Genomic DNA, 19,260 nt, shown 5'->3' with positions numbered 1-19,260 from the left:
ATTTGTATAAATTAAGGGGGATGGCAATGTCATCTCCCTTAATTTTATTTATATATTTTGGTGAAAATTAGTTTATTATACAAGAAATTATAAAAAAATAATTTAAGAGGGAATAAGCGATATTCAAAGTTCGATAATTAAAATTAGTTGATAATAATTATCCCAATGTATATAATTACTATTAAATATAAAAACTATAATAAATTTAAAAAAGGAGGTGTTATTATTAATACTAATAATAAATCTAATAAATTAATAAATGAGAGTAGCCCTTATCTTTTACAACATGCTTATAATTTTGTAGATTGGTATCCATGGGGAGAAGAAGCATTTAAAAAGGCTAAGGATGAAAATAAACCAATATTTTTAAGTATAGGTTATTCAACTTGTCATTGGTGTCATGTAATGAGCCATGAAAGTTTTGAAAATGAATATATAGGAAAAAGAATGAATGAGGTATTTATAAATATTAAGGTTGATAGAGAAGAAAGACCTGATATTGATAATATTTTTATGAGAGTATGTCAGATGTTTACAGGTAGCGGTGGTTGGCCACTATCTATAGTATTAACTCCTGATAAGAATCCATTTTTTGCAGCAACATATATTCCTAAATTTTCTCATAGTGGAAGAATTGGAATGGCAGAACTTATGGATAAAATAGAAAATATATGGGAAAATGAACCCGAAAAATTAATGTATCAAGGGGAAATTGTTAGAGAAAGGTTATCTTCCTTTAATGAAGAGATAAGTGAGGATAGAGTTTCAAAAGATGTTATTGAAAAGGGAGTTTTAACATTAAAAAGAAGTTTTGATAAAAAATATGGTGGTTTTAGAGAAAAACCTAAGTTTCCATCACCACATAATCTATTATTTTTACTTAGAGAATATAAAGAAAAAGATGATAAAGAATTATTAAATATAGTTACTACAACATTAGATAATATGATGTTAGGTGGAATTTATGATCATATAGGATATGGTTTCCATAGATATTCAACAGATAGAAAATGGCTTCTTCCACATTTTGAAAAGATGTTATACGATCAAAGTATGTTAATTTTAGCATATACAGAAGCTTATGAAATTACTAAAAATGAAAGCTATAAAAAAATAGTAGAAGAAACTATAGAATATGTATTTAGAGTATTAAGTACTAAAGAGGGAGCATTTTTTTCGGCAGAAGATGCAGATAGTGAAGGTGAAGAAGGAAAGTTCTATGTATGGACAATAGAAGAACTTAAAGAAGCTTTAGATAATGATGAAGTAAGCTTTATTAGTAAAGTTTATAATTTAAAAGAAGAAGGAAATTTTAAAGATGAAGCAACTGGTGAAAGAACCGGTGCTAACATATTTTATTTAAAGGAAGAAATAACAAAAGAAGATAAAGAAAAAATATCTTCTATAAAAGAAAAATTATTTAGTATTAGGGAAAAAAGAATTCATCCTCATATGGACGATAAAGTATTAACAGATTGGAATGGATTATTTATAGCAGCTTTAAGCAAAGCATCATTTGTATTTAATAGAGAAGATTATAGTAAAAGAGCTGAAAATGCTATTGAGTTTTTCTTAAATTCTTATAAAAACAATAAAGGTTTATATCATAGCTATTGTAAGGGTGAATGGAAGGTTCTTGGAAATATTGATGATTATAGCTTTTTAATATTTGCTCTTATAGAATTATATGAAGTTTCATTTAAAGTAAAATATTTAAAGTTTGCAATAGAATTAACGAAAGAAATGATAAAAGAGTTTTGGGATAATAAAAATGGAGGCTTCTATTTTACTCAAAGTAAAGAAGAGTTAGTTTTAGCTAGAACAAAAGAAACTTATGATGGAGCAATTCCATCAGGTAATTCAATTGCGTATTTAAACTTAATAAAATTAGAAAAGCTTACAGGAGATGATTTCTATAGTTATTACATAATTGCTTTAGAAAAAAATATAGCTTTAGAATTAGAGGATAATCCTAATATAGCAATAATGCTTTTAACAGGAATACAATATAATAATTATTCTCCTAGGGAAATTACTATAGTAGGAAAAAAAGATAGTGAAGATGTAAAGAAAGCTTTAGATATTATAAGAGAAATATACCTTCCAAATACAACTATTGTAGTAAAGGATAAAGAAGATAATATAGAAGAAATAGCAGATTATACAAAATATCAAAATAGTTTAGATAATAAAGTAACAGTTTATATTTGTAAAAACTATAGTTGTAGTGAAGGCATAACGAATATTGATAAAATAAGAGAAATGTTATTATAAAAATATAAGAGAAATCACCTAAGATATTATTTTTTAATTTATCTTAGGTGATTATATTTTATATGCTATTTATAGGTAGTTCTGGGTGATGGTTCATTTTCACCATAAGGACTTTTTTCATGTCCTTTATTATTTACTTCTTTATCATAATTTGGAGATGTAGGATCATATGTATTATTTTTAGAATTATTATTAATAGATTTCATAGTATGCCCTCCTATTTATTATGTGATAATTTTGAACGCTTAGTAAATTTTTTACCATTTGCATGAGCACCTATTTTTTCACCATCTTCAAATCCTATATCTGCTCCTGCTTCAGAATACATCTTTCTTTTTTCAGCATTAGACTTTGGTCTGTCCTTCATTCTATTTTTGTTGTTATCCATAGATATTTCCTCCTGTTAAATAATGAAGTATCTATATTAGTTTATCCATATTATTTAAAATTATTTTTATCTATATTATTTAGAATAATATAGATATTTATTCAGAAGCTATATATAATAAATATAAATTAATTAAAGATACATAAAGATAAAGGAGAAAAACAATGACTAATATTGGTGTTTTTGATATATTAGGCCCCATAATGGTTGGACCATCATCCTCTCATACAGCAGGAGCAGCAAGACTTGGAAAGGTTGCAAGATCAATAGCTGGAGAAGATATAGTAGAAGTAACTTTTATGTTACACGGTTCCTTTGGAAAAACTTATAAGGGTCATGGAACGGATAGAGCCTTAGTTGCAGGAATTATGGGAATGAGTCCATGTGATGATAGGCTTATTGATTCTTTAAATATCGCTAAAAAAAATGGAGTAAAAGTTACATTTAAAGAGGTTGATTTAGGAGATTATCATCCAAATACAGTTAAATTTTTAATGAAATGTAAAAGTGGTAAGGAATGTCAGCTTATTGGAAGTTCAATAGGTGGAGGAAATATAGAAATAGTAGAGATTAATGGAAATAAAGTTCAATTTTCTGGAGCATATTCAACTATTATTACTTCACATAAAGATATACCAGGAACTGTAGCAAAGGTTACAGGTATATTATATGAAAGTAAAATAAATATAGCCTTTATGAATTTAGTTAGAAGTCAAAAAGGAAAAAATGCAACAATGACATTTGAAGTGGATAGTAAAATACCAGATAAAATAATTGAAAGTATAAAAAGTATTGAGGGAATAGAAAAAGTAATTATTATTAACCCAGTGGAGGATAACGAATAATGATAGCAAAATCAGGGGAAGAACTTTTAAATATATGTAGTGAAGAAAAAATATCTTTAAGTGAATATGCAATAAGACGTGAAATGGAAGATAAGGATGTAACAAGAGAAGAAGTTTATTCTAAAATGGAGAAAACTCTTGAAGTTATGAAAAGTGCAGCTGAAAAAGGAAGAGAAAATGAAGTGTATTCTGTAAGTGGACTTATTGGTGGAGATGCATATAAGTTACAAGAATACTTAAAAAAAGGCAATACATTAACAGGGGAAACAATGGTTCTAGCAATGGCAATGGCTCTTTCATCTTCAGAAGTAAATGCATCCATGGGGAAAATAGTAGCGTGTCCAACAGCGGGATCTTGTGGAATATTACCAGCAGTTTTATTAACAGCTGGAGAAAGATTAAATAAAACTGATAAAGAACTTATGGATGGACTTTTTGCAGCAGCAGCAGTAGGAATGATAATTGGAAGAAATGCAACATTTGCAGGAGCAGAAGGTGGATGTCAAGCAGAATGTGGATCAGCTTCAGCTATGGCAGCAGCAGCAGTTGTAGAAATGATGGGAGGAACTCCTAAAATGTCATTAGATGCAGCAGCTATAGTGTTTAAGAACATATTAGGTTTAGTATGTGATCCAGTTGCTGGACTTGTTGAAATTCCATGTGCAAAGAGAAATTCATCAGGTGCTGTAAGTGCTTTATGTACAGTTGATTTAGTAATGGCTGGAGTAGAATCTAAAATCCCTTTTGATGATGCATTATCAGCAATGTATAAAGTAGGAAGAAGTCTTCCAGCATCATTAAGAGAAACTGCTTTAGGTGGAGTTGCAATAACAAAAGCAGGTCTTGAACTTAAGAAAAAAGTATTTGGAGATAAATAAACAGATCTAATAAATTTTTTAATAAATAAAGGGAACTACAACTGAGGGGGGGAACGGATTTGTCTATTTCATATCTTCAAATGTAGTAATTTTAGATTATTAAAGGTAAATATTAAATTAGAGATTTGGATAAAAATAAATAATATAGGTAAAACTATAACTTGATATGGAATTTTATTAATTTCAATATAAAAACTGTAGAAATCCTTTTTAGGAGGAGTTATGCAAGAAGTAGAAAATATTATTAGTGAATTATTTAAAGTAAGTATAAGTAAATACTTAATTGCAGTTATAGTTATAGTTTTAGCTATGGTTATAAATAAATATGTAATAACAATAATATTTGATTATGCTATAAAATTAGTTAAAATGACTAAGAACTTTGCAGATGATAGTCTTGTTAGGGCTTTAGAAAAACCAATTAAGTTATATATAACATTAAATTCAGTATATTTTTCATTAAAAATTATAGATTTTGATGGATTAAATATAAATACTGTTACAAGTGATAGGTTAAAAAAGGTATTTATAGTTATAGTTTTATGTTACTTTTTATATAATCTAACATTAGAAAATTCTCTTTTATATACAAGAATGCATCGAAATGATAGAGGGAATACAATAGTATTTCCTTTTATATCTATAATAATAAGACTTATTATAGTTGTTATTGGAATTAGTTGTATAGCAAAAGAATTTGGCTTTACAGGGTTTATAACAGGGCTTGGTATTAGTGGTGTTGCATTTGCCTTAATGGCACAAGATGCTTTTTCAAATTTATTTGGAGGTATGATAATAGTTCTAGATAAACCTTTTGCCATAGGTGATTGGATACAAACTACAGAGGTTGAAGGAATTGTAGAGGAAATAACCTTTAGAAGCACTAAAATAAGAACATTTTCAATGGCTATTGCTACAGTTCCAAATTCTAAGCTTGCAAATAATAACATAATTAACTGGACTCAAAGAAAATTAAGAAGAATACATTTTAAATTTACAATTGAGCATGATACAGAAATAGAAAAAATAAAAAGCTGTGTAGAAAAAATAGAGAATGTTATAAAAAATCATGAGAAAATAGATGATAAATTAATAATAGTTAGCTTTAATGAATTATCTAGTTATGGATTTGGAATATTTATTTATTTTTATACAACAGAGCAAGATTACGTTATGTATGAAAGATTAAAGCAGGAAATTAATATAAAAATTTTAGAAATATTAAGAGAAGAGGAAATTGAACTTATGTTTTTAAATTTCAATTTTAGAGGTTTTGAAGAGAGAGCAGGAAATTGCGAAGTTGAGTGTACAGAACTTGAATCAATTAAAAATATTACAGAAGAAGAAAGAGGAAAATAACCTCTTTTTTTTATTTATAAGGATATTTTTAATCGTTGTCGAAATATAGAATAAAGCTTTAACAATTAATGGATAGGGCGAATAATATATACTAAACTAAATTTTTATTCCCTATAAGCGAGGATACGAATATGCAAATAGGTATAAGGGCTCTAGGCGAGATTTTAAACTTGCAAGAAAAAAAGCAACCTCTTATACATTGTATTTCTAATTTGGTTAATATAAATGATTTAGCACAAGGAATTTTAGGCTATAATGGAATACCTATAATTGCAAATGGAGTAGAAGAAGTTAATGAAATTACTTCAAAATGTAATGGATTATTATTAAATTTAGATAATTTAGATAGTAATGAGGTAGAGACTATGGAAAAAGCTTTAAGGGTAGCATCTAGAAAAGGATTAGCAGTAATACTTGATATAGTAGGCATAGATATTTCTTTTTTTAGAAGAGAAACAGCCTTGAGATTTTTAACCAGATATAAAATAGATGTTGTAAAGGGAAATTTATCTGAATTTAGAGTATTAATGGATAAAGGAAGTGCTTTAGAGGACAGTGAATTTTTAAAAGGAAAATTAAACCAGAACCTAAAAGTTAAAAATGAATTAAGAAAGTTATCAAGACGATTTAGATCTATTTTAGTGATAGATGATGAAGAAAGATATATCACAGATGGATTTAGTGAGTTTCTAGTGGAAGGATACCATAAAAACTTTAAAAAGGTTACAGGTACAAATTTTATACTAGGAGGATTAATTGCAGTAGCAATAGCATCAGCTAAAGATAGGCAACAAATGGTTCAAGGAACTTTAGTTGCAGTAATGACAATGGGAGTTAGTGAAAAACTAACTCTTCAAAGAAAAAGAAGAAATAAGGGATTAGAAACTCTTAAAAGGTACTTATTGGACGAAATATCGCTTATTGATAAAAATAAGCTAAATAGTAACGGAAAAATACTATATGGATTTACACGTTGAAAAGGCTATCTGGTTATTAATATCCAGATAGCCTTTTATATATTTATGCAGTTTCAACATCTTCAAATTGACTATTATAAAGTGAAGCATAGAATCCATTTGCTTTTAATAATTCTTTATGGTTACCTTGTTCAACAATATCTCCATCTTTCATAACAAGAATTAAATCAGCATCTCTTATAGTTGATAATCTATGAGCTATAATAAAGCTTGTTCTTCCTTCCATAAGGTTTTCCATAGCTTTTTGTATTAAAACTTCAGTACGAGTATCAACAGAACTTGTAGCCTCATCAAGAATTAGAATTTTAGGATCTGCAAGTATTGCACGAGCAATTGTTAATAGTTGTTTTTGACCTTGAGATACATTACTAGCTTCTTCATTTAATGTCATGTTATAGCCATCAGGAAGAGTTTTAACAAAGTGATGAACATGAGCAGCTTTAGCAGCTTTAATTACATCTTCATCTGATGAAGCAAGTTTACCATATCGTATATTTTCCATAATTGACCCATTAAATAACCAAGTATCTTGAAGCACCATACCAAATAAACTTCTTAAATCATCACGGTTAAAGTCTTGGATATTATGACCATCTATAAATATTTCACCAGAACTAACATCATAAAAACGCATTAATAACTTAACCATAGTAGTTTTACCAGCACCAGTTGGTCCAACTATTGCAACCTTTTGACCAGGCTTAATCTTAGCAGTAAAATCATTTATTATAGTTTTATCTTCACTATATCCAAAATGTACATTCTTAAATGAAACTTCACCTTTAATATTTTCAGTACTAACAGGGTTAGCAGCTAGTTGAACTTCTTCATTTTCATCTAAGAATTCAAATACTCTTTCAGCAGCAGCCGCAGTAGATTGCATAAGGTTTGCAACTTGTGCTGATTGAGCTATAGGTTGAGTAAAGCTTCTTACATATTGAATAAAAGATAAAATATCACCAACTTCAATTGTCTTCTTAATAGCTAGCCATCCACCAAGAATAGAAACAAGTACATATCCTATATTACCTATAAATGTCATTATAGGCATCATCATACCTGATAAAAATTGAGATTTCCATGCAGAATCATAAAGCTTATCATTTAACTTATTAAATTCTAAAACAGCATCTTCTTCTCCATTAAAGGCCTTTACTATATTGTGACCACTATAAACTTCTTCAACTTGCCCATTAACATGACCTAAATATTCTTGTTGAGACTTAAAATATTTTTGAGATTTTTTAACAACAAGTGTTATAAATAGCATTGAAATAGGAAGTATTAATAATGTTATAAGAGTCATTGATAAGCTTATAGAAAGCATCATTATTAATACACCAATTAAAGTTGTTATAATAACTTGAGTCATACTTTGATTCAAATTTTGACTAATACTATCAACATCATTTGTAACTCTTGATAATACCTCACCATGGGTTTTGCTATCAAAATATTTAAGTGGCATTCTATTTATCTTTTCAGAAATTTCTTTTCTTAAATTATAAGATACCTTTTGAGATACACCAGACATTATAAATCCTTGTATAAATGAAAATGCTGCACTTATTAAATATAAGAAAAGTAAAAATAAAAGTATATTACCTATAGCAGTAAAGTCTATTCCAACATCTGAACCAGATAATTTAGACATAATTCCATCAAATATTTTAGTAGTAGCTTTACCTAATATTTTAGGTCCAACTATTGAAAAAGCAGCACTACCAATTGCAAAAATTATAACTAATAAAATTGAAAGTCTAAAAGGTTTAAGGTAGTTTAGAAGATTTTTCATAGTACCTTTAAAATCTTTTGCTTTTTCTCCGCCTCTCATGGCGCCACCCATAGGACCACCACCAAAGCCTCCCATACGCTTATTTTTTTCATTACTCATGAGCTAGCTCCTCCTTTGAAAGTTGTGATAAAGCTATTTGGTTATAAACTTCACAGTTCTTTAGAAGTTCTTTATGTGTTCCAATACCAACTATTTTTCCATCATCAAGAACTATTATTTGATCTGCATGAAGTATTGTGCTAATTCTTTGTGCAACTATTAATACAGTACTTTCAGAAGTTTCTTCCTTTAGTGATTTACGAAGTGCTGCATCAGTTTTAAAGTCAAGAGCTGAGAAACTATCGTCAAATATATAAATTTCAGGATTCTTAGCTATTGCTCTTGCTATTGAAAGCCTTTGCTTTTGACCACCAGATACATTAGTACCACCTTGAGAAATTTCAGTTTCTAAACCTTGAGGTTTTGAGTTTATAAACTCACTAGCTTGTGATATTCTAGCTGCTTTTTCAATATTTTCACTAGTTGAATCTTTTTTACCATATTTTAAATTGCTTTCAATTGTACCAGAGAATAAAATTCCCTTTTGAGGAACATATCCAATTTTTTCTCTTAAAGCATGTTGAGAAACATTTTTAATATTAACACCATCAATTAATATTTCTCCAGAAGTAGCATCATAGAAACGAGGTATTAAATTTATTAAAGTAGATTTACCACTACCTGTACTACCTATAAATGCTGTTGTTTTACCAGGATGTGCAGTAAAGGTGATATTGCTTAATACATCCTCTTCAGCATTAGGATATTTAAATGAAACATTTTTAAATTCTATAAAACCCTTTTTTGAAGAATCAAAGTTTTTATAAGTTTTAGGATCATTTATTACTAATTCAGTTCTTAATACTTCATCAATACGGCCAGCAGAAACAGAAGCACGAGGAAGCATTATTGAAATCATAGAAATCATTAAGAATGACATTATTATTTGCATAGTATATTGAATAAATGCCATCATATCACCAACTTGCATAGAACCATCATTAACAGCATGAGAGCCATTCCAAACTATAAGAATTGTTATACAGTTCATAACAAGCATCATCATAGGCATCATTATAGCCATTGTGCGATTAACAAAAAGATTTGTTTTAGTTAAATCTAAATTTGCTTTATCAAATCTTTTTTCTTCATGCTTTTGAGTACTAAATGCACGTATTACAAGCATTCCTGTTAATATTTCACGAGTTACAAGATTAACCTTATCAACTAATTTTTGAACAGCTTTAAATTTAGGCATTGCAAGTCCAAATAGAGTTATTACTAATGTAAGTATAGCTAAAACGGCAACACCAATTATCCATGCCATAGATGTATCTGTGTTAAGAACTTTAATAACTCCACCTATACCTAAAATTGGAGCATAGAAAACAATTCTAAGTAGCATTACCATTAACATTTGAATTTGTTGTATATCATTTGTGCTACGAGTAATTAATGAAGCTGTAGAGAATTTATCAAATTCTGTATTAGAGAAAGATACAACTTTATTAAAGACTTTACTTCTTAAATTTTTACCAAGGTTAGCAGAAACTTTAGCACCAAGAAATGCAACAGTAACAGTAGCTATCATACTTAATAATGCAATAAGTAGCATTATAGCACCAGATTTTAGAATATAGTTACTTTGAAGTTTTGAAGTATCAATTCCTATTGCTTCGTATTCAGCTTTTACATAAGAAATTGCTGATTGAACTAATATATTATCGGGCATATCCTTTAATTTTTCTAAGATGCCTTCAGTGATTTTTTTAGTCTGTTCTTTAGGTAACATCTTTATAATATCTAAAGCACTAGCATCTTTAGGAATTTGAATTCCAGGTGGAAAATTAGAGATCATTTGATTTTTAAATTGTGCTGATAAATCAGAATCTCCTTCTAAGCCACTTAAAATAATAATTGGTTTAGATATAACTAAGCTTAATTTATCAATTAATTCCTTATCATTAGTGTTAAGTTTGTATAAAACTTCATTATCTAGGGAAGGATAATTTTTAATATATTTATTATAATCCTCAGATGTAAGAACATTTTTATCTAATAATATATAGCTAGATAAAACTTCATCCTTTTCTGAGTCACTCATAAATAATGTAAGATTATCTAATTCACTTTTTCTAATTACTTCAGGTAAGGCCTTTTCTACACCTCCTTGTTGTATTCCTACATTTACAATGTTAGATGTATAATCAGGAAGAGAAAGGTCACAAATTGCTTGAACAATTAGTAGTCCTATTATAAGCAAAATTGGAGCTGTTGAATTCTTTAAATACTTAATTAGTTTAAACATTTCTTATTAATCTCCTTTCTTTAAATAAACTAGATATAATTTTAATATAAATTCAGAAAAATTATTAATTTATATTAATTATATTTTTATAATCATTATAAGTCAATAACTTTTTTCTTGTAAATAAAGTTGATATCGTTTATAATAATTTTTAAGCTGAAATAGTATTTAGCTTAGTAATTATGAAAGGGGGAATTAGTGTGAATAATGCTAATTTAGATAAAGTATCGGGGGATTTGCTTAAACTACTTTTAGAATTACATAAAAAAATATTTAATCAAGAGGAGCTTGTAAAAGGATTACCTATGCCACCATCTCATGTGAAAGTTATATTTCATTTAGCTCATAGAGGGCCATCAGCAGTTTCACATATAGCACATGATCTTGGTATTTCAAAGCCTAATATGACTCCTATTATAGATAAACTAATATCAGAAGGATATGTAAATAGATATGAGGATCCTAAAGATAGAAGAATTTTAAGAGTAGAGTTAACAAGCAAAGCCTGTGAATTATTTGAAAATCAGAAAAAGAGAACAAAAGATATGCTTTCGACTAGAATATCAGTTCTTTCAGAAGATGATTTAAAATTATTACATGAAAGTGTTGAAAATCTAAGTAAGGTCTTTGGAAAATTATAATGAAAATATAATTTATTAAAGAGTATAAGGGATAAGAATTAATTTAAATAACTTCTAGTATAGAAGTTTATCTAGTGAATTAATTTTTATCCCTTATTTTTTATAATTTAGAATTAAATTTATTATAAAGTTTTAGCATATCAGGTTCTGTACAATAATTTTCAAGTTCATTTATTTTAATCCATTTTACTCCACTAGTTTCTTCTTCATTAAGAATTAACTTATCATTTTCATCACACTCTAAAAGATAGGCAACAGATAAATGTAAATGTGGTGATACAAATTTCCCATTTTTAAAATGACCATTAACAGGAAGAATATCTAAAGAAAATATATCGGTGCTTACAGGCTTTATATTTATAACGCCAGTTTCCTCTTTAGCTTCTTTAATTGCAACATAAAGCATATTATCATCACCATCATTATGTCCACCAGTCCAAGACCAAGATTTGTATATATTATGATAAATCATAAGAACTTTATCTCTATTTCTATTAACAATATATCCAGAACTAGTCATATGCATTATTTTATTATCTCTTGTAAGTAAGTTATCATTATTATTAATACAATGAATTATAAGTTCTTTATCAGCTTTTTCTTGTTCATTATAAGGTTTATATTGTTCTATTTCTTCTATCCAATTCATTTTAAAACTCCTTTATTTAAAATAATTAATATTACTGAAATACTTTGTATAAAGTTTATTTTTCATAATATTTATAACTTCCAAATAATATTATATAATATAAAAAATAGTAAGTGTATTAAAAATATATTTGCTTATAGTGAATATTAGTTTAAAGGCATAATGATAAATTATTAAGGGGTGATTGTAATGGGAAAGGAAATAGTAGATCTTACTAAGATAAAAAAGGAGAAAGTTAAAAGAAAAAGGACAAAGATAGAAAAATCTTTAATTATAATAGCTACTTTAGCTTTAATAGGAAATTGGATGTATATTCTCTTAGTATGGAATAAGGTGCCAGATATTGTTCCAACACATTTTGGTTTTAGTGGTGAAGCAGATGCATGGGGAAGTAAAACTTCATTAATTTATATGCCTATTATAGTAACTATAATGTACTTAATATTTATACCATTATCAAGAATACCTCAGTATTATAATTATGTTGTAGAAATTACTAAAGAAAATAAAGATAGGCAATATAGTAATGCTGTAATGCTAATTTTAATAATGCTTTTAGAAATTATAGGATTATTTATATATATGCAGTGGAAAAATGTTCAAGTGTCTCTTGGAATATATAAAGGTCTTGGAATAGGATTTTTACCTACATTCTTAGTAGTTTTATTTGGAACCTTAGGATATTTCATTTATAGGATGGTTAAGCTTAAATAATAAAATAAAAATTAAGGCTAGAAAAATAAAAAATTATGTTTTCTAGCCTTTTATATTTCTCTGAAAATATTTTGTCATATATAGTAGGTGATGATGAATATATTTTAGTAAAAAGGGGGGAGCAAATAATGAACTTCAAAGAATTTATACAAAATGATAGAGAAAGTGCTAACAAGGCAAAATTTGAAGGAACATTTCTTGACTATCTAGAAATTTTAAAAGAAAACCCAGATGCAGCTAAACTTTCCCATAAGCGTATATATGATATGGTTGTTAGTAAAGGTGTAGAAGTTTTAAAGGGTGAAGAACATCCTAGAGTTAAAAAAATACATGGAAATGATGTAATAAGAAAATATGGATTTTTTAAAGATGATTTCTTTGGTATTGATAAAGTAATAATGAAATTAGTAAACTATTTAAACTCTGCATCTATGAAGGGCGAAGAAGCAAGACAAGTTTTATATTTAGTTGGACCTGTTGGGGCTGGTAAATCATCTTTAGTAGAATCATTAAAAAAAGCACTTGTTGAATGTGAGCCTATTTATTCCCTAAAAGGTTGTCCAATGCATGAAGAGCCATTACATTTAATACCTAGACATTTAAGACCAAAGTTTGAAGAACTTTTAGGAATACAAATAGAAGGTGATTTATGTCCAGTATGTAAATATAGATTAATGAACGAATTTAAAGGAGAATATGAAAATTTCCCAGTAGAAACTAAAGGATTCTCAATTAGATCAAGAAAAGGTATTGGTGTTGTTCCACCGGTTGATCCAAATAATCAAGATACGTCAATATTAACAGGATCAATAGATATTTCCAAAATGGATATGTATCCAGAAGATGATCCAAGAATATTTTCATTAAATGGAGCTTTTAATGTTGGTAATAGAGGATTAGTAGAATTTATTGAAGTATTTAAAAATGATGTTGAATATCTTCATACAATAATAACTGCCACTCAAGAAAAATCTATTCCATCACCAGGTAAGGGGTCTATGATTTATTTCGATGGGCTTATTATTGCTCACTCAAATGAGGCAGAGTGGAATAAGTTTAAATCAGATCATACTAATGAAGCTATTTTAGATAGAATTGTTAAAATAGAAGTGCCTTATTGCCTAGAACTTGATGAAGAAGTTAAAATTTATGAAAAGATCTTAAAGAAGAGTAATTTTAAGGCTCATATAGCACCACATACAATAGAAATTGCTGCTATGTTTGCAATACTTTCAAGGCTTGCACCATCAGCTAAAGTTGATCCAATTACTAAGCTTAAAATTTATAATGGTGAAGAAATAGTAGAGAAAGGAACAACAAAGAGAATAGATATATCAGAAATTAGGGAGGAAGCAGGAGCTTACGAAGGAATGAAGGGAATTAGTACAAGGTTTATTATTAAGGCTATTGATAATGCCCTTTCAAATTCTGAGTATAACTGTATAAATCCTTTAAGTATAATGGAAAGTATTATTAAGTCAGTTAAAGAAATGGATGTCTCAGCAGAAGATAAAAAGAAATATTTAGCATTTATCCAAGATACAATTAGAAAAGAATATAACAAAATATTAGAAAAAGAAATTACAAAGGCATTTATACATTCATTTAGAGAACAAGCAGAAAGTCTTTTTAATAATTATATAGATAATGCAGAAGCTTTTGTTAATAAGAGTAAAATTAAAGATATTTCAACTGGAGAAGAATTAAATCCAGATGAGGACTTTATGAGAAGCATAGAAGAACAAATAGGAGTTTCAGAAAGTTCATGTAAGGGCTTTAGAGCGGATGTAACCTCATATATGTTCTATTTAGTTAGAAATGGTGGACACATTGACTACACATCCTATGAACCTTTAAAGGAAGCTATAGAAAAGAAACTTATAGCTTCAGTTAAGGATCTATCAAGAATAATAACTAAATCTAGAGTTAGGGACAAGGAGCAAACTGAAAAATATGATGCTATGGTTCAAGAGATGGAGAAAAACGGATATTGCCTACATTGCTGCGATGTAATACTAAAATACGCAGCAAACAATTTGTGGAAGGATTGATAAACTCATGGCAATCTTTAGAGATAATGCAGATAATCCAGTAGAGCATGATAGATCCATTGAGGACAGAAGAAGGCATAGGCAGTTAGTTGAAAAATCTATAAAAGAAAATTTAGGTGATATTCTTTCAGAAGAAAGTATCATAGGAGAAAGTAAAAATAAAAAGTTTAAAATTCCAATTAGAGGAATAAAAGAATACCAATTTATATTTGGTAAAAATAACAAGGGGGTTGCCACAGGAACAGGGGACGAAAGACGTGGAGATAAAATAGGGAACGGAAGTCCTAGTGGCAAGAATGGAAATAAAGGGGCTGGAAACAGCCCTGGTGATGATGTATATGAAACGGAAATAACAATGGAAGAGTTAATGGATTATATTATCGAAGATTTAGATCTACCTAATCTAGATAGAAAAAAGTATTCGGAAATAGTAACAGAAAGTTCAGGTAGAAAAAGAGGTTATCAAAGATATGGTATTAATCCAAGACTTGCTAAGAAAAAAACTGTAATAGCAAAAATGGCTAGAAAGCAAGGAAAAAAGAGAGCTTTAATGGAAGCTAATATAGACAAAGAAATAGAAAGATTTCCATTTAGAGAAGAGGACATGAGATATTATAAGGTTAAGAAAAAACCTAAAAAAGAAAGTAATGCTGTAATGATATTTATAATGGACGTTTCAGGGTCTATGGATAGTAGTAAAAAATATCTTGCAAGATCATTTTTCTTTGTACTTTCTAGATTTATAAGAAGAAAATATAATAATATTGCTTTTGAATTTGTTTCTCATACAACAGTTGCAAAATCTGTAAATGAGTATGAATTTTTCCATAAAGCAGAATCAGGTGGTACCTATATATCAAGTGGGCTTAATGTAGCTTTAAATCTAATAAAAGAAAAGTATCCACCAGAAATGTGGAATATTTACCCTATATATGCAAGTGATGGGGATAATTGGAGTGAGGACAATGAAAGAGCTATTAAATCAGTTAAAGAATTGTGTAATGTAAGCAACTTATTTGGATATGCAGAGTTATTACCATCAACTTATTCAACAACTATGTATTATAGGTTTAATAAGGAAATTAGCTGCAAAAATTTTGCATCTGTAATTGTAAAAGAAAAGAAAGACCTTTGGGATGCTTTGAAAATAATGCTAAGTAAGGAGCTAAAGGAGGAGTAGCTTGTGGAATACAATCTTAAAAGCTTAGAAGAGTGGAATGATATAATAGAAGAAAAAGCAAAAGAAGTTGGTTTGAATTTTTATCCACAAGAATTTGAGATAGTAGGCTTTAATGAAATGCTAGGATATGAAGCTTATGTTGGAATGCCATCAAAATATCCTCACTGGAGTTATGGAAAGGCATATGATAAAAATAAAACTTTGTATTCATTAAATATGACAGGATTACCATATGAGATGGTAATAAACTCTAATCCTTGTTTAGCATATTTAATGAGAGAGAACACATTGCTACTTCAAATACTAACGATGGCTCATGTATATGGACATAATGATTTCTTTGCAAATAATAGAATGTTTACTTTAGGTACAAAAGCAAAAAGTACCTTAGAAATGTTTAAACTTGATGCAGAAATAATTAGAAACTATATAAATGATCCAAGTATAGGTTATGAAAAGGTAGAAAAGATACTAGATGCAGCACATGCAGTAAAATTTCAAATTCCAAGGGTAGTTGGAGTTAAAGAATTAAGTAATGAAGAACTTAGAGAAAGTTTAATTTCAGATTATTATAGCAGAAAAGAAAATAGAAGTATTTTAGATGAAAAGGGGGAAATTCCTTTTCCAGAAGTTAATAAAATACCAATAGAACCTTGCGATGATGTAATTGGATTTATTATAAAATATAGTTCTCTTGAAGAGTGGGAAAAAACAATTTTAAAAATTGTTAAAAGAGAGACTCAATATTTTCTTCCTCAAATAGAAACTAAAATAATGAATGAAGGCTGGGCAAGCTTTTGGCATTATAATATTTTAAAGGAATTAAACCTTAGTGAAGGGTTACATTTTGAGTTTTTAAAAAGACATAATGATGTAGTAGCTCCTATGATAGGTGGCTTAAATCCGTATTATATAGGGTTTAAAATGTTTGAAGATATTGAAAAAAGGTATGGAAGAGAAAAAATATTTGAAGTTAGAGAAACTGAAAGAGATAGTTCATTTTTAAGAAGATACTTAACTAGAGAGCTTTGTGAAGATTTAAATTTATTTCAGTATGCAAAAAGAAGCTTTGAGTTTGTTATAGAAGAGGTTTCAGATGATAAGGGATGGAAAATGATAAGAGATAGTTTAGCAGATACTTGTGGCTTATCATCTATTCCATATATAAGAGTTATAGAACTAAATAGAAGAGATTATAGCCTAAGACTTGAGCATTTCTTTGATGGAAGGGAGCTTGAAATGTCTTATGCAAAGGAAACATTAAAATATTTACAAGATTTATGGGGACATAAAGTAATCCTTGAAACAAAAACCAAGGAAGGTAAGAAAGTAGAATTAATTTGTGATGAAGATAGAAAAATATTTGTAAATTAAGTATAATTACAAAAAAATACCCTTAAAGAATTTTTAAATTCTTTAAGGGTATTGATTTTATAGCTTTTTAAGCTTAAATGTACTTACCATTAAGTATGAACCTGCAAACATAAGTGCTATAGGTATCCAAGGGCTAAGTTCTACTTTTAAAGTTAGTAAAACAAATACTGCCATAAAACTTCCCACAATAGTTATAGGAACACCTGTGAATACTCCATCAAAAGATGTAGCATTATATCTAGCAAGTCTATATGCACCACAAATTGGAAATGTTAAAAGAACAGCTAACCCTATAATTCCAGCAGGACCAATTTCAGTTAGGTTATATATTAAAAATACTAAAATAGATGGAGCTACTCCAAAGGAAACTAAATCTGCTAATGAATCTAATTCTTTTCCAAGATCACTTGAAACATCTAACCATCTAGCAATTCTTCCATCATATCTATCTACAAGACCAGCTACAATTATAAATACCCCAGCTAACAAATAATTTTTGTCAAATGTGGATAAAATAGATATTATACCGCATGATAAGTTAATAAATGTAAAAATATTAGGAATACAACTTTTTTTCATATAATCACTCCTGGATTAAACCATTAAGTTTATTTTCTTTTTCAAGGCATTATTATAACATAAATTTCTAATAAATGTAATGTTTTTATTAGATAAATTAAGTATTAAGATAAATTTAAGAAATATAACTAATAATTGCATTGATTTATATGTAAAATATAGTAATATACTATATATAATTAGTTTGCCACTTTATGTGGTCTTTTATAATGAAAAATAATAATAAAATTTATAACTATATTGGAATTAAATCCATAATTTAATAGACAAACCTAGGAGGGTTACTGTGAAAAAGGTAAAATTTATTTATAATCCATACTCGGGAGAAAATGCAATATTAGAACAATTAGATAAGGTAATAAAGATACATCAAGAAGCTGGATATTCTATAGTACCATATAGAATAGAAAGAGATGTGGATGTAATAGAAGCATTTGATGATTTTAGAGAAAGCAACTACTATTATGTACTAATAGCAGGTGGAGATGGAACTGTAGATAATGTAGTAAATGCTATGGCTAAGTGTGGGATTTCTGTGCCAATAGCAATTTTACCAGTTGGTACGGCAAATGACTTTGGTAAATTTTTAGGAATGCCTTCTGATATTTCAAAGGCTTGTAAACAAATACTTTCATCAGAAGTTACTACAGTAGATTTAGGAAGTATAAATGATAAATACTTTGTTAATGTAGCAAGTACAGGTTTATTTACAGATGTTTCTCAAAAAACAGATGTTAATTTAAAAAATACAATAGGTAAACTTGCTTATTATCTAAAAGGCTTAGAAGAATTACCTAACTTTAGAAAACTAAGTATTAAAATACACTCAGATGAATGTCATTTTGAAGGAAACATGTATTTTATGCTTGTATTTAATGGTCAAACAGCAGGAAGCTTTAAGCTTGCAACAAGAGCTGATGCAACAGATGGAATGCTTGATGTAATAATATTTAAGGCTATTCCAGTTATAGAGTTAATACCATTGTTCTTAAAGGTATTAAAAGGTGAACATTTAGATTCAGATAATGTAATATACTTTAAGACCAATAATTTATTTATAGAATGTAATGAAGATATTGTAACAGACATAGATGGTGAAAGAGGACCAGATTTTCCACTAAATATTAAGTGTATAAAGGGTGGATTAAAAATTTTAGGAGTTAAATAACCTAAAACTAGAATAAAACATAAAAAATATTAATAATTATA

The 19,260-nt window shown here is 28.2% G+C and carries 17 protein-coding genes; 11 read left to right on the top strand and 6 right to left on the bottom strand.

The features are described from left to right. Positions 1-165: 165 nt before the first annotated feature. Positions 166-2,274, top strand: a complete 2,109-nt coding sequence (locus ACYQ1T_RS02510) for a thioredoxin domain-containing protein (protein ID WP_459831347.1) — start codon at positions 166-168, stop codon at positions 2,272-2,274. 65 nt (positions 2,275-2,339) lie between these two features. Here the strand turns inward: ACYQ1T_RS02510 and ACYQ1T_RS02505 are convergent, their stop codons facing one another. Both ACYQ1T_RS02505 and ACYQ1T_RS02500 read right to left on the bottom strand, forming a co-directional pair. After that, positions 2,340-2,480, bottom strand: coding sequence for a hypothetical protein (locus tag ACYQ1T_RS02505; protein WP_459831345.1), 141 nt, complete (start codon positions 2,478-2,480; stop codon positions 2,340-2,342). An 11-nt stretch (positions 2,481-2,491) separates the two neighbouring features. Beyond that, positions 2,492-2,662, bottom strand: a complete 171-nt coding sequence (locus ACYQ1T_RS02500) for a hypothetical protein (RefSeq protein ID WP_459831343.1) — start codon at positions 2,660-2,662, stop codon at positions 2,492-2,494. A gap of 164 nt (positions 2,663-2,826) precedes the next feature. On the opposite strand from ACYQ1T_RS02500, the gene sdaAB reads away from it, so the two are divergent. The 4 genes from sdaAB to ACYQ1T_RS02480 all read left to right on the top strand — a co-directional run bounded on the left by sdaAB (position 2,827) and on the right by ACYQ1T_RS02480 (position 6,721). Then, a complete protein-coding gene (gene sdaAB, locus ACYQ1T_RS02495; protein ID WP_459831341.1) occupies positions 2,827-3,507 on the top strand; it encodes an L-serine ammonia-lyase, iron-sulfur-dependent subunit beta in 681 nt (226 codons plus the stop codon). Next, entirely contained in the window at positions 3,507-4,385 is an 879-nt protein-coding gene (sdaAA, locus tag ACYQ1T_RS02490) for an L-serine ammonia-lyase, iron-sulfur-dependent, subunit alpha (protein WP_459831338.1), read from the top strand. The genes sdaAB and sdaAA overlap by 1 nt, the downstream gene beginning before the upstream one ends. A gap of 222 nt (positions 4,386-4,607) precedes the next feature. Then, the gene (locus tag ACYQ1T_RS02485; RefSeq protein WP_459831335.1) at positions 4,608-5,744 is read left to right on the top strand and encodes a mechanosensitive ion channel family protein; all 1,137 of its coding nucleotides are present in this window, start codon (positions 4,608-4,610) and stop codon (positions 5,742-5,744) included. Between the two features lie 131 nt (positions 5,745-5,875). Next, a complete protein-coding gene (locus ACYQ1T_RS02480; protein ID WP_459831332.1) occupies positions 5,876-6,721 on the top strand; it encodes a hydroxyethylthiazole kinase in 846 nt (281 codons plus the stop codon). A gap of 43 nt (positions 6,722-6,764) precedes the next feature. On the opposite strand, the gene ACYQ1T_RS02475 is transcribed toward ACYQ1T_RS02480, so the two are convergent. Both ACYQ1T_RS02475 and ACYQ1T_RS02470 read right to left on the bottom strand, forming a co-directional pair. Then, positions 6,765-8,615 (bottom strand): ABC transporter ATP-binding protein, encoded by a 1,851-nt coding sequence (locus ACYQ1T_RS02475; RefSeq protein ID WP_459831330.1) that lies wholly within the window; start codon positions 8,613-8,615, stop codon positions 6,765-6,767. Beyond that, complete coding sequence (locus ACYQ1T_RS02470) at positions 8,608-10,863, bottom strand: ABC transporter ATP-binding protein (protein ID WP_459831328.1); 2,256 nt, start codon at positions 10,861-10,863, stop codon at positions 8,608-8,610. The genes ACYQ1T_RS02475 and ACYQ1T_RS02470 overlap by 8 nt, the downstream gene beginning before the upstream one ends. A 200-nt stretch (positions 10,864-11,063) precedes the next feature. Here ACYQ1T_RS02470 and ACYQ1T_RS02465 point away from each other — a divergent pair, with 200 nt between their 5' ends. Further along, positions 11,064-11,504 (top strand): MarR family winged helix-turn-helix transcriptional regulator, encoded by a 441-nt coding sequence (locus tag ACYQ1T_RS02465; protein ID WP_459831326.1) that lies wholly within the window; start codon positions 11,064-11,066, stop codon positions 11,502-11,504. Positions 11,505-11,604: 100 nt separating this feature from the next. On the opposite strand, the gene ACYQ1T_RS02460 is transcribed toward ACYQ1T_RS02465, so the two are convergent. Beyond that, positions 11,605-12,153: an NUDIX hydrolase gene (locus ACYQ1T_RS02460; RefSeq protein ID WP_459831324.1), complete on the bottom strand. Its 549-nt coding sequence runs from the start codon at positions 12,151-12,153 to the stop codon at positions 11,605-11,607. A 189-nt stretch (positions 12,154-12,342) separates the two neighbouring features. On the opposite strand from ACYQ1T_RS02460, the gene ACYQ1T_RS02455 reads away from it, so the two are divergent. The 4 genes from ACYQ1T_RS02455 to ACYQ1T_RS02440 all read left to right on the top strand — a co-directional run bounded on the left by ACYQ1T_RS02455 (position 12,343) and on the right by ACYQ1T_RS02440 (position 17,472). After that, a complete protein-coding gene (locus ACYQ1T_RS02455; RefSeq protein ID WP_459831321.1) occupies positions 12,343-12,867 on the top strand; it encodes a DUF1648 domain-containing protein in 525 nt (174 codons plus the stop codon). A 128-nt stretch (positions 12,868-12,995) separates the two neighbouring features. After that, entirely contained in the window at positions 12,996-14,918 is a 1,923-nt protein-coding gene (locus ACYQ1T_RS02450) for a PrkA family serine protein kinase (RefSeq protein WP_459831319.1), read from the top strand. Between the two features lie 7 nt (positions 14,919-14,925). Next, positions 14,926-16,098, top strand: a complete 1,173-nt coding sequence (gene yhbH / locus ACYQ1T_RS02445; RefSeq protein ID WP_459831317.1) for a sporulation protein YhbH — start codon at positions 14,926-14,928, stop codon at positions 16,096-16,098. A 3-nt stretch (positions 16,099-16,101) separates the two neighbouring features. Next, positions 16,102-17,472 carry a SpoVR family protein gene (locus ACYQ1T_RS02440; RefSeq protein ID WP_459831315.1) on the top strand — a complete coding sequence of 457 codons (1,371 nt, stop codon included), beginning with the start codon at positions 16,102-16,104 and terminating at the stop codon, positions 17,470-17,472. A gap of 57 nt (positions 17,473-17,529) precedes the next feature. Here the strand turns inward: ACYQ1T_RS02440 and pssA are convergent, their stop codons facing one another. Further along, positions 17,530-18,051: a CDP-diacylglycerol--serine O-phosphatidyltransferase gene (pssA, locus tag ACYQ1T_RS02435; protein ID WP_459831313.1), complete on the bottom strand. Its 522-nt coding sequence runs from the start codon at positions 18,049-18,051 to the stop codon at positions 17,530-17,532. A 286-nt stretch (positions 18,052-18,337) separates the two neighbouring features. Between pssA and ACYQ1T_RS02430 the strand changes: the two genes are divergently transcribed. Continuing rightward, complete coding sequence (locus tag ACYQ1T_RS02430) at positions 18,338-19,219, top strand: YegS/Rv2252/BmrU family lipid kinase (protein ID WP_459831311.1); 882 nt, start codon at positions 18,338-18,340, stop codon at positions 19,217-19,219. Positions 19,220-19,260: the final 41 nt, after the last annotated feature.

It is taken from the genome of Clostridium carnis (assembly GCF_054657435.1).
This window is presented reverse-complemented; position numbering and strand designations above follow the sequence as displayed.

Excerpts from the sequence above, each read along its gene's own strand:
- ACYQ1T_RS02485 (WP_459831335.1), top strand. The coding sequence starts at position 4,608 with ATGCAAGAAGTAGAAAATATTATTAGTGAATTATTTAAAGTAAGTATA.
- ACYQ1T_RS02450 (WP_459831319.1), top strand. The coding sequence starts at position 12,996 with ATGAACTTCAAAGAATTTATACAAAATGATAGAGAAAGTGCTAACAAG.
- ACYQ1T_RS02475 (WP_459831330.1), bottom strand. The coding sequence starts at position 8,615 with ATGAGTAATGAAAAAAATAAGCGTATGGGAGGCTTTGGTGGTGGTCCT.
- pssA (WP_459831313.1), bottom strand. The coding sequence starts at position 18,051 with ATGAAAAAAAGTTGTATTCCTAATATTTTTACATTTATTAACTTATCA.
- sdaAB (WP_459831341.1), top strand. The coding sequence starts at position 2,827 with ATGACTAATATTGGTGTTTTTGATATATTAGGCCCCATAATGGTTGGA.
- ACYQ1T_RS02470 (WP_459831328.1), bottom strand. The coding sequence starts at position 10,863 with ATGTTTAAACTAATTAAGTATTTAAAGAATTCAACAGCTCCAATTTTG.
- ACYQ1T_RS02505 (WP_459831345.1), bottom strand. The coding sequence starts at position 2,480 with ATGAAATCTATTAATAATAATTCTAAAAATAATACATATGATCCTACA.
- ACYQ1T_RS02510 (WP_459831347.1), top strand. The coding sequence starts at position 166 with ATGTATATAATTACTATTAAATATAAAAACTATAATAAATTTAAAAAA.
- sdaAA (WP_459831338.1), top strand. The coding sequence starts at position 3,507 with ATGATAGCAAAATCAGGGGAAGAACTTTTAAATATATGTAGTGAAGAA.
- ACYQ1T_RS02480 (WP_459831332.1), top strand. The coding sequence starts at position 5,876 with ATGCAAATAGGTATAAGGGCTCTAGGCGAGATTTTAAACTTGCAAGAA.
- ACYQ1T_RS02460 (WP_459831324.1), bottom strand. The coding sequence starts at position 12,153 with ATGAATTGGATAGAAGAAATAGAACAATATAAACCTTATAATGAACAA.
- ACYQ1T_RS02500 (WP_459831343.1), bottom strand. The coding sequence starts at position 2,662 with ATGGATAACAACAAAAATAGAATGAAGGACAGACCAAAGTCTAATGCT.
- yhbH (WP_459831317.1), top strand. The coding sequence starts at position 14,926 with ATGGCAATCTTTAGAGATAATGCAGATAATCCAGTAGAGCATGATAGA.
- ACYQ1T_RS02455 (WP_459831321.1), top strand. The coding sequence starts at position 12,343 with ATGGGAAAGGAAATAGTAGATCTTACTAAGATAAAAAAGGAGAAAGTT.